The organism is Pyrobaculum sp. (assembly GCF_049971835.1).
GTDB lineage: Archaea > Thermoproteota > Thermoprotei > Thermoproteales > Thermoproteaceae > Pyrobaculum.
This window is the reverse complement of record NZ_JBMFKV010000067.1, coordinates 1-10,175: the sequence shown is the minus strand read 5'-3', so window position 1 is coordinate 10,175 and position 10,175 is coordinate 1. Positions and strand designations below refer to the sequence as shown.

Below are 10,175 nucleotides of genomic sequence, written 5' to 3'. Positions count from 1 at the left end.
AGGCGCTCCACCAGGCTGAGCTACCGGGGCCTTCCCCGGAAATCTCCCACGACTTTTTAAGCTTTTTGGCATTTGCCCTGCGCGGCGCATATGGGCTGTAGGCGTGTGAGGGCTTCTGCCGCGCATACGGTGAGTAGTATCTGCTCTTTGTGTCTGCTCCACTTCTCCACGCTTTCAGATCGGCGGCTGTCCTCGCGTAGTCCGCCTTGCGCCCTCTCTCCGCGTCGGCGAGGGGAGAGTCTGGGCAACCCGGAGGCCTATCTGCGCCGGATAACAAGTGAGTTCCGCATGTTGGATCTGGTTGGAAAGGACACGGGGAGGACGGGGGCTGATAGGGCCGCCGAGGCCGAGGGGCGGCGAGTCGCCGCGCGGCTGGCCGGCGGGGGGTTGGTAGAATCGGCGCTTGCGCTGGTGGCCTGCTTGCGGTAGACCTGCACCGCCGTTTTGGGTAGACCGATAGGTTTATATTTAAGTAGACTTAGAGGGCCGTGGCTGTGGTGAGTTTTAAGGTGCGGCGCGAGGTTAAGGAGAAGATGGCTAAGTATAGGGACAGAGTGAACTGGGCCGAGGAGTTGAGGAGGTTCGTCGAGGAGCGGATCAGGCAGTTGGAGGCGGAGGAGAACATGGAGCGGGTGCTGAGGGAGCTTGAGGAGATTCCTGTCGAGGCGCCTCGGGGCTTCTCTGCCGGCTCCGTGAGGGAGGATCGTGATAGTGGTTGACGCGTCGGCTCTATCCGCCTTCCTCTTGAAGGAGCCGGGCTGGAGAACAATTTCGAGGTATATAGCCAGGTCGATTTCGGTAGATCTGGTGTTGAAGGAGGCGGCGAACGCGGTTTGGAAGGCCCATATGAGGGGCCTCGTAGATAGGGGAGGGGCCTTGAAGCTCTTGGAAATCCTCCTGTCGCTGGTTGAGAGGAATATAGAGCTGGAGCCCGAGGCGGCCTACCTCCCCGACGCGTTTAGGCTGGCGCTCGACCTCCGCATCACTGTGTACGACGCTTTGTACATAGCCCAGGCGCTGAGGCGGAAGGCCCCGTTGCTGACGCTGGACGAGAGACAGGCCGAGGCGGCCGCCAGATCGGGCGTCGACGTGATTAGCCGCGGCACGTCGCCATAGGCCCGCCGAAGTCCGTCCCAGACGGGTCCCCCGCCGTGGTAATTTATATATAGTCACCTGCATTTTGGCGTATGGCGTCGAAGCTCCTCGTAGCTGGCTTGGCCGCCGCGGCGCTTGTCTTGGTGTTGCTTGTGGCGTTGCAGCAGTACCTGTCTCCTCAGCCTTATGAAGTGAACTACAGCATTTCCTACATCTTCACGACGCCCAGCGGGAGGCAGGCGCTGGATCTCGGCTGGATGGTGGTGGGGGTGGGTCCGCAGAACTACAGCGTGGCTGTGCTGAGGTTCGGCGGTGTCGAGATACAGCTATACGATGCCACGGAGGGCGGCAAAAGCTACGAGGCTATATGCGCCATGGGCAGATGCATAGCGAACCCCAGTCGGAGCGTCGAGCTACCGGTCGACTTTAAGTCGGTCGCGGTGTCGACAGCGGGCGTCTGCAGACACCTCGGCCGCGAGGGGGCTTTAATGAAGGCAAGCGGGGTGCCCGAGCTGGGCCTCCTAGCCGAGGTGGCTAAGGCGCACGGCGTCTCTCTAAACGCGACGGCGGATGCGGAGGTGTGTGAAAGCAAGGGGGTGGTCCTCTGGCTCAGGGCCGGGTACACCTTCCGGGTAGGGGGACGGGATGTGAAGATTGAGATCGTGATGAACGCGACGAGGCTCGGCCCCTACAACGCCACCCGCCACCGCGAGGCGTTGCAGAAGGCAAAATCCGCACAGCAGAGGTGACGCCGCCAGTAGGAGGCGCCGCATAGAGGGGCGGTCGATCTAGATGGCGGGTGGAGGCGCCGCGGCAAGCCACCCGCTCTACACGTCCGTGCGCTGGACGCCCAACGCCCCGCCAGGCACATCTACGCGTACGGAGCCGACCTGCATCGACCGACGGAGGCGCGGAGTTGAGACTTCCCTACGTCTCTGTGGTTGTGTCGGGGGGCCCGGGCTACCTCCTCTTGAGGCTTCTCGGCTCTTCCCCGGTCAGCTCCTTTATCAGCTCGGCGAGCCTCGCCGCCGCCTCTACGCCCCTGGGTGTCAGCCTCAGCTCCTCGTCGCCCGTTACGAACCCCCTCTCTTTTAGATACTCCACGTATTGCTGAAAGCGGCTGTAGCTCACTCCGGACAGCAACGCCGCCTCTCTCCTGCTGTGTCCATCGGCGAGGAGGAGCAGGATTTTCGTCACGACGTAGAGGTCAGGATAGAATCTCCCTCGCCTTTTCATAAAACACCTCGGCCCTCCTCGCCAGCTCGGCGGAGCGCGCCATTAGCCTCCACGCCAGAACCAACGCCACAGCCAAAGCGCTGTAGTAGGACGCGGCCCACAGAGCCGTGTACAAAACCCAGCCTGCCGACCCCCCTAAGACGTCCCCCTTCACAACTACTATAAACTTCCCTCCCGGGGCGACGCCCCCCACGCCCCTTACGTGGAACACCACCTCGGTTACGTTGCCGACGGGGGCCGCGGTGTGGTTGCCCAGCCCCACGCCGGCCGCGGCGGACGCAGGAGCTACCTCAACCACCAGCAGAGGGGTTGTGTAGAGGTACAGCGAGGTGGTTGCGACAAATGCAAGCGCCGCGTAGGACGCGACGTATAAAACAGGAGCCGCGGCGCAGACGCCCCCGCGTCTGTGGAACAGCTCCAGCAGATCCAGCCCCCCGGCCCCCCTCCCCCCAGGGAGAAGGCCGACAACCGCGGCGGCCACCGCCGAGGCCGCCGTGACTAGAAAGACAAAGCCCCCCACGGCGCCTCCAACATAGAGGAGGAACAGGACCGGCAACAGCCACACGTGAACCAGGGTTAGGTAGAGGAGGGGAGGAGCCCACCTGCACAGACGGAAAAGCAGAGACATGGAGCGGAGAGAGGCTCTGCTTAATATCATTTTAAGCAGAAAAACAAATCGAGATGCAACTGAGAGAGTGGGTTTTGGAGGGGCATTATTGGTAGTATAGCGTCAGCGTGCCCGAATAAGTTATTGAATAGGAGTTGGGGTTGTAGACAACGGCTATGATGTTTTGAGACGGATCTAGAGAGAAGGAGGCGGAGGCTCTCTGGCCGTAGCTACATATGCCGGGTCCGCTTCCCGTTTTCAAATCTACATACCCGAGGCAGAGATAGCCCGTGGGGCTCCACGAGACGCTGAACTCTATGTTGATAAGCCCGGTGTAAGGCCCGTAGCTATCTCCAGTGCCAGGCGGTAGCGAGCCGGAGATAGGCTGTGGCGATTTTATTATGTCCGGGCTCGGCTTCTCACCGGCCTGGCTGGCGCCTTCTCCCCCGCCTCTCCTCTCGATTCTACCCTTAGACCAGACCTTGCCGCCGTCTATTACCAGAAGTGTGCCGTTGGGCAACAACCTGAATTCAACACGCCTGGCCTCGCCCCCTCTCATGACTATTTTCTTAATTATAGCAATGGGCCTTCCACCCTCTAGTACCACGGCGGAGCCGTTTGGCAACAGCCTTATCTCAACCTTCTTAACCCCCTCCTTCAGGTTCAGCGCCACTGTGTGCACACCGCCCTGGGGATCTACCATCTTCACAACACCGTTCTCATATGTGAACGTCACTTTAAACGCGCCGGCGCCTAAAGCCGCGGCCACCGCCGCGGCCGCCAATGCGGCGAGCGCCGCCAGCTTGACCATTTGGAGTTTCTGAGCCATGCCCGCCGCTGTGCCGGGGTTTATAGGCTTTGCATACTCCTGATTCGCACACAGCGGCGGAGATACAACGTAAATTACGGCAAAGAGAGCTAGGCGAGAGAGGAGGTGAGACTCAGCCGCGGCGTTGTAGGTCCTTCGGTAAACTACATGTAGAGCTGGTGACGAACTGCTAAAAGACACCTAATTTAAAGATCGCGACGAGGATCTCTCCTAGTTAAAAATGACGCTAGTGCGGCACCGGCGGCGGCCGCGACTCCGGGCTGTGGAAGAACATCCTGCGCATCCCCCGCCACAGTGGCGGTTACACGAGCCGCACATGAGCCAGCGACGACAAGAGTTGCCTTAAGTCTAGCGTCACTATGACAGACTTGTTCTCTGCGACACCGACAATGTATATGTCTTTTCCGTCTGCAACGATTCAGCGGGGTAGCGGGCGGACAGCGCCGCGCTATATGCAAATTCAAGATTCTTCCATCACAAGCAGACCCCAGGCCCGCTCTGCGTAGCCGCTGGCGTACGCCGTAGCCGTGGGTTCAGATCCTCCAGATTGGAGAGCTGTGAGAAGACCCTAGACGGCTCTCACGCCGGCTAAAAATACTAAAAACAAAATATAGAAATAAAAAATCTATCTAGTTATGACTTCCTCTAATTGTTTTGTTGCGTTTTGTATTGCTTGCATTAACAGTCCTATTGCTCTGCCGCGTATAGTAATGGCACCACCTCTATCGCCAGTCTCTAAGCTATTCTCGATATTTGTCAATTTAACACTTACGTCTAATACTACTAGCTTTGATTTGTTTACAAGAATTAATGCTGTAAACCAACATGCGTCATATTTATTTACCACGCCGCCACCAGGGCCTGACGCGAAGCCTCTACTACACATCGGCTGAAGTGCCGTAAAGACATAGCCCACAACCTTTTGGTTAGCCACCGGGTCCCAGACTAAGCCGCGGAAAATCTCTCCATTTACCAAGTAGCTCTCGGCTAGCCATGGGTGTTTCTCGACTAGTCTAGCCAAAGCGGCGCGGAGGGGCGGCGGTATTAAATTTTCGGGCGAGGTTCTATACGTCTCATTCCCCACTCTGAAGATCTTCGTCTTGTCGCTAACCACATCGCCGACAGTGGTCATGCCTCTCCACAGATCTTCAGCGTAGGTCTCCAGCTTCAGCCGGTTATCTACTGCGTATTTAAGATAAGTCGAATTTATGACAAAGGTAGAAACCTGGACATACCTACCCCGACACGCCCCGTCTAGCACCAGTGTACCAGACATGTTGACCAAGTTGCAGGTAAATACGTCTACCGTTGTGGCTACGCCCGGCGGCTCTTTGAGGAAGACGTAGATGGCGGCGGGGATGCCCGCCACCACGGCAACCGCGACGGCGGCTAAGAGATAGAACTTCCACAACTTCACGGCCCCACGAAGAAAGCTACCAGTGGCTGGTCGTACTCCACCGAGAGACGGGCAGACCCACATCTCCAGAAGCTGGCCCGCCGAGGCAGAACCGCGCATTCGGCCTAGCTAACATGGCTAGGCCACACATCCAGTCTCGCCTCATAGAGCACCACGTAGCCCCCGGCGAAGCGTCGCCCCAGTCATAAATATGTGGACAACCAACGGCTTCACGACCTAGCGTTTTTCGATCCCTTTCGTATTTTCTCTATAACCAACGTGTTTATGTATATCAAGTAGTGGAAGGCTATGTCGATGAGTATTAATGATAGTACGGCTATGGGTATCAAGAATGACATTTTAACGGCTTCAAAATATAGCAGAACGAAGTAGATAACTGCGTATTTATGACCATAGACAAGAACCTCTTTAAAACCCCCAACGCTACTCAGCGCAAGAGCTAGAACTGTAGCCATTAAGAGAAACACGGCGACGTCGTATATCCAGTCTCCACTATAGCTGTAGAGCGGGTGGGCCACGCCAAAGACATAAGCCAATAAATATGCCATAATGTGAGTAACTCTCACCACCGGGTAAAAGCCCAGATGTATGAAATGGAAAAAAAGATACTTAATTATTTGACTTTGTGTAGCCATATTTAATTTACAGTAAGCAAGTCGCGTGCTGACTCGCAACCACCAGCAGGTGGCTCATGTATACATGCGTAACTCTCTCCTGTATATGTACCGGTCACTTTTGGAGACCACGACGCAGTTATTCCGAAATTAAACGTGCCTGGTCGCCCTTGATAGTTGCACATTCCAGAATAGAAGCGCCAAGCCTTTAAGTTAGTATCATAGTAGAACTGATAGTTAGCACTGCAACCCGTTAAGCTTGATGAAATTATCTGGGGAGGTCCATTTAAATCTGGCGAGTTGTCGTACACCCTTATATCCACCGAATAACTTGCATATCCAAACAGCGTCATAACTGTTATTCCACCATTCAGATATGTGGTACTGCCCGCAGATATTGTTTTTGGATCCCACCAAAAGTAAGCCCATGCTATAAGGGTATCTGGCTCTGGTTTGCCAATTACCAATAGCCCTACATGTTTTTGATAAGCCGAGGTGGCCAGCGCAATAGTAATTACTGTCACTAATACACCTATTAATAGCGTAGTTTGGCTTAATGTCTTTTTGGACATGTCATTTTCTGGCCGCGGTTTTGGAGTCATGAGCGATATTATGCCGGGATTTATAGGCTTTGCATACTCCTGATTCGCACACAGCGGCGGAGATACAACGTAAACCACAGCTGAGGAAATTGCGCGACCGGCGTAGCAACGGACAGGTAGAGCGAGTTTTACATGATACAGACTCGCGGCGGACATCCCCCCAAGTAAGCGTATTACAAAGCGGGCCTCCCCCGGCCATTATTTCATAAGTCTTCCGCCGCTTATCGTCTGCGTCGCTTCGCAAGTTATGACAGTCTTATCACCTGGCGCCTTTCGGGGATTATCCCCGTTGCATGTCTCCTGATATCCTCTAGGCCTAGGGCCGACGTCCTCACCGCCTTGGCGGACGTAGGGGGCTCGCGATGTTAATAAGACTCTCGGAGATATCAGACTTGGTCCACGTACCTCCCCCGACAGGGCTTTACTCCTCTCTAAGCCGCCTGGGCGTCCAGCCACCTACAGCGGTATTATCGTCCAGACCTCCCTCGACGGCAGTGCCGTGTTGCATACTGCCGCCTACCTACCTGGCGCGCTGTATAGACCTCGCCTATCTACTGAAGCCGTCTAAAGGGGGCGCTGGTTGGGAGACGCAAACAACTGTGGAAAGAATGCCGTTGAATTTATCGCCTTCTTCTCCTCAGCTTTAACGCCGCCGAGGCGACTGCCGCGGCGCTTATTGCGATGGCGGCTGTGGTGGCCGCGGCTGTGTAGTTGTGCCCGCCGATGAGGAGGTCTATCCCGGTTTTTGGCCAAAATTCTGCGATTAGCGGTTGCGGGCAGAAGCCGGTTAGCTCCACGTACCTCTCCAGGAGCCTCTTGGCCGTCTTCTCGTCTGGCGGGGTGCGGTTGACATATGGGAACACGAGGTACACGGGGCCTAGGGGGCGGGATAGCTCGAAGATGTGAACTAGCCCCTCAACTCCTCTTTCAACCCTCCTGCGGGTGCCCATCTCCTCCTCCCAGCGCATTGCGGCGTTGCGGAAAGTCTCTTCAATCTGCTCGCTATTCCAGTAGGAGCCCACCGTTATGTATGCGGGTATCCCTTTCCCAACCTCCCCTTCCATCTGCCGCAGTGCCTTAAGCGCCTCGGTTAAATTCGTCGTCCAGATCCTCACGGAGGGCCCATCTCTATACACCGCCACCAGCACATCCCCCGTCCTCCTCGTCGCCGAGGTTATAAAAGCCACCTTTGCGCTCTCCCCGCGCCCAGCCGCCTCCTTCAGCCTCTCCTTCGCCTCCTCTACCCTCTCGTACACAGCCACTCCCAGCCTCTCGCCGACTTTCCTAACCAGCTCCGTGCGGTTAGACGCGCTTACGGCCACACGCAGGCGATCCGAGGCGACGATGTCGTAAATCACCACCTCTATTTCCAAGTCGCCACCTGGCAACTTAAGGAGGGCGTCGAGGAGCTTGTTGAAATCGATATCCGCGGCCGGCTTCGGTGGCGGAAGCTGGAGCCTACCGTAGGCAAGCATCGGAGTGGAGTCGTTAAAAGACCTAGCAACGTAGACGTAGGCGTCGCAGTTGCCCAGCTTGAAGACGTAGGTGGGCTTGAAGTGGTCTATCAACCCGGTCAAGTTGAACACGGTGTAGTTGTCCACCTGATACCACACGGAGCCCAGCGCAACCGCGGAAAGCACAACGGCGGCTAAAGCTGTCATTTTCAAGACTTGATGAGACTCCATAAAACACAGCTGTGCCGGGACATATATCCCTTATGTACTCATAGTCTGCGGATAGCGGCGGAGGTACAACGTAAAAAAACGGAGTGAGCGATGTGAATCTCGAACGCCGGGTGCGCCGTCTGCAGAAACCCACCCGCGGCGCCCTAGAGCTTATGGACCTGGTTTCAGATATTTGAAAATGGCGGGGCCGCCGTTAAGCGCCTACGCGATTCTCGCCGAGCCCTCTTGAATTTCGTAAACTGCGGCTGTCGGTTGAATCGAAAAAAGAAATTTAGTTATATGACATAGTGGGGGTGCGCGTTAAGCGGCGGCGCTGTGCGGCTCTCCAACCGAGCCAAGCGTTGCCCTCTTTATTATCATCAAGATTACAGCGGCGGCTACAGTTATGGCTATGGGAAGCCATGTGGTGTTTATGTTGTTAGCTGGCGCGGCGTCCTGCTCCCCCCGCCTATCTGGCAGGTCGGCGTTCATCAACACATTGTCGGCGTACATCAGCACATCGTGGGTAAAGAGGGGGAGGTCCATCTCGCCGACGTATATCACAGAGGGCGTGCAGTTGAGTATCTTAACTGCGTTTAGCAACGCCTCCCGCACGCCGTCTATAGACATATTCGAGCCTTTAATAGCGGCGAAGCGGACGGCGGGAATTCCGAAGTACGCATCTCTAGCCGCGGCCGACTCAGGCATTAACACCGGCGCCCATACAAAATACGGAAGCACATCAGCCAGCTCTTTGTCAGAAGCCTTTTCTAGAGGCTTCCCCAACCTAGCCTCCACCAGCCTCCTCACGGCTAGGCGCAACGTCTCGTTGTCGAGCTCCCCACGGAGGCTACGCACGCCATCGCGTATTCTTTTAAGATCCATAGCGCCTAGGGCCGAGTCGTTGCCCATAAGCCAGCTCCTAAAAGCCCTGGCCTTTTCAAACATAGCCTTTTGCATATACTCATACGCCTTTTTCCACTCTGGGTGTTTTTCAAGTTCTCTAAGAAGCTTGACTTCAACACTCACGTCTATCTCCGTGATGTTCCAGGGCAACACTATCACAACAGCCTTTACGCCTCCCACCTGGCGGGCGAATTCAGTTACGTTAAGCGGCGAGGCGGCGACAAAGCCGGCGGGGGGCGAGTAGCTTAATACGCCCACCATATACACCCTGCCCCCAGCCACCTCAGCCACGGTTCTTAGAGTAGACGCAATATAGAGCGAGGCTTTGGGATTTGTTAAATTCGGCGTAATGCCGATGAGGTTTGTCAACATTTTGTCCGTTTCTGAATGCACCTCTCGCACCTCAATTACCGGACAGACTGCCTGCAGGGGCGTAAAGCACCAGCACATTACCCACCCGCGCTTGGCTGAAGTCCTCTGGAAACTTAACCACAGTACCGGCTAGAGTAAGCGCGGCAAACAGCATGAACAAAGTCAGCGACCTCGTCGTAGGGGGTCGGAAATTCTGATCTCTATTTGCATTCGGTAAACACCGCTGTCACTGCCGCAGGCGCCGCTGGTCTGGGTTTTAGGTTTTGGAGCCACACCCGCCGTTGTGCCAAGCCATTTAATCCCCGCGTACTCAAAGTCAATACGTAACGACGGAGATATAACGTAAAACATGGCGCAGTGGATACGGCAATAGATATGGCGGAGTTTTGCTTACGCAACTCTTCAGAGTAGGTTACATCTCCCCCGGCTATGTCTGAGATCTCCTAACCAGCCACACGTCTGTATGTCATTCACAGTCATTTTCTCATGATTAGGCGTCTCTAGCGCCGAATTTAGACATGTAGCCACGTTGCGTATAGATTCACTTCACAACAGACCTCCACGATCCACAGAGCTCCGTAGCGAGAGGCCTCTGCGAACACTCGGCGCAATGCACGCCATCGGCGCATTCATAAGCTAATTCTGCCACGGTAGCTTAATCAGTTTTATTGCTTGTTAGGGAACTTCGGCTACGCATTAAAGTGTCTGAAGTACACTCCAAGAGCTGTTTTTCATACTCACCATTCTCCACTTCCAAAACACTCGGCGGCACTGTTTACTTGTTTATTCCGTCTCACCTCCGCCCTCTGCACTGGCGTATTGACCCTCCACCC

General features: G+C 55.6%; 12 protein-coding genes. 4 read left to right on the top strand and 8 right to left on the bottom strand.

Translation table 11 applies throughout. The annotated features are described in order from the left end of the window. Positions 1-288 precede the first annotated feature (288 nt). From ACP5J3_RS07310 to ACP5J3_RS07295, 4 genes are all read left to right on the top strand, one after another. Positions 289-429 carry a hypothetical protein gene (locus tag ACP5J3_RS07310; RefSeq protein WP_428495081.1) on the top strand — a complete coding sequence of 47 codons (141 nt, stop codon included), beginning with the start codon at positions 289-291 and terminating at the stop codon, positions 427-429. 59 nt (positions 430-488) lie between these two features. Continuing rightward, positions 489-719, top strand: coding sequence for a CopG family transcriptional regulator (locus tag ACP5J3_RS07305; protein ID WP_263244411.1), 231 nt, complete (start codon positions 489-491; stop codon positions 717-719). Then, the gene (locus ACP5J3_RS07300; protein ID WP_428495080.1) at positions 706-1,116 is read left to right on the top strand and encodes a type II toxin-antitoxin system VapC family toxin; all 411 of its coding nucleotides are present in this window, start codon (positions 706-708) and stop codon (positions 1,114-1,116) included. The genes ACP5J3_RS07305 and ACP5J3_RS07300 overlap by 14 nt, the downstream gene beginning before the upstream one ends. A 71-nt stretch (positions 1,117-1,187) precedes the next feature. After that, the gene (locus ACP5J3_RS07295) at positions 1,188-1,844 is read left to right on the top strand and encodes a hypothetical protein (RefSeq protein ID WP_428495079.1); all 657 of its coding nucleotides are present in this window, start codon (positions 1,188-1,190) and stop codon (positions 1,842-1,844) included. Positions 1,845-2,055: 211 nt separating this feature from the next. On the opposite strand, the gene ACP5J3_RS07290 is transcribed toward ACP5J3_RS07295, so the two are convergent. From ACP5J3_RS07290 to ACP5J3_RS07255, 8 genes are all read right to left on the bottom strand, one after another. Continuing rightward, a complete protein-coding gene (locus ACP5J3_RS07290; RefSeq protein ID WP_148682826.1) occupies positions 2,056-2,331 on the bottom strand; it encodes a transcriptional regulator in 276 nt (91 codons plus the stop codon). Continuing rightward, positions 2,303-2,959, bottom strand: a complete 657-nt coding sequence (locus tag ACP5J3_RS07285; protein ID WP_428495078.1) for a hypothetical protein — start codon at positions 2,957-2,959, stop codon at positions 2,303-2,305. The genes ACP5J3_RS07290 and ACP5J3_RS07285 overlap by 29 nt, the downstream gene beginning before the upstream one ends. An 85-nt stretch (positions 2,960-3,044) precedes the next feature. Next, entirely contained in the window at positions 3,045-3,767 is a 723-nt protein-coding gene (locus tag ACP5J3_RS07280) for a hypothetical protein (RefSeq protein WP_428495077.1), read from the bottom strand. 625 nt (positions 3,768-4,392) lie between these two features. Further along, a complete protein-coding gene (locus tag ACP5J3_RS07275; RefSeq protein ID WP_428495076.1) occupies positions 4,393-5,184 on the bottom strand; it encodes a hypothetical protein in 792 nt (263 codons plus the stop codon). A 209-nt stretch (positions 5,185-5,393) separates the two neighbouring features. Continuing rightward, positions 5,394-5,702, bottom strand: coding sequence for a hypothetical protein (locus tag ACP5J3_RS07270; RefSeq protein WP_428495075.1), 309 nt, complete (start codon positions 5,700-5,702; stop codon positions 5,394-5,396). A 119-nt stretch (positions 5,703-5,821) separates the two neighbouring features. Further along, on the bottom strand, positions 5,822-6,400 hold the full coding sequence (locus ACP5J3_RS07265; protein ID WP_428495074.1) for a hypothetical protein: 579 nt from the start codon (positions 6,398-6,400) through the stop codon (positions 5,822-5,824). Between the two features lie 620 nt (positions 6,401-7,020). Next, on the bottom strand, positions 7,021-8,085 hold the full coding sequence (locus ACP5J3_RS07260; protein WP_428495073.1) for a hypothetical protein: 1,065 nt from the start codon (positions 8,083-8,085) through the stop codon (positions 7,021-7,023). Positions 8,086-8,385: 300 nt separating this feature from the next. Then, a complete protein-coding gene (locus tag ACP5J3_RS07255) occupies positions 8,386-9,363 on the bottom strand; it encodes a hypothetical protein (protein ID WP_428495072.1) in 978 nt (325 codons plus the stop codon). Positions 9,364-10,175 lie beyond the last annotated feature (812 nt).

Bases quoted from the DNA above. Each gene is read 5' to 3' on its own strand.
- ACP5J3_RS07310 (WP_428495081.1), top strand. From the start codon at position 289: ATGTTGGATCTGGTTGGAAAGGACACGGGGAGGACGGGGGCTGATAGG.
- ACP5J3_RS07295 (WP_428495079.1), top strand. From the start codon at position 1,188: ATGGCGTCGAAGCTCCTCGTAGCTGGCTTGGCCGCCGCGGCGCTTGTC.
- ACP5J3_RS07290 (WP_148682826.1), bottom strand. From the start codon at position 2,331: ATGAAAAGGCGAGGGAGATTCTATCCTGACCTCTACGTCGTGACGAAA.
- ACP5J3_RS07285 (WP_428495078.1), bottom strand. From the start codon at position 2,959: ATGTCTCTGCTTTTCCGTCTGTGCAGGTGGGCTCCTCCCCTCCTCTAC.
- ACP5J3_RS07280 (WP_428495077.1), bottom strand. From the start codon at position 3,767: ATGGCTCAGAAACTCCAAATGGTCAAGCTGGCGGCGCTCGCCGCATTG.
- ACP5J3_RS07265 (WP_428495074.1), bottom strand. From the start codon at position 6,400: ATGACTCCAAAACCGCGGCCAGAAAATGACATGTCCAAAAAGACATTA.
- ACP5J3_RS07260 (WP_428495073.1), bottom strand. From the start codon at position 8,085: ATGGAGTCTCATCAAGTCTTGAAAATGACAGCTTTAGCCGCCGTTGTG.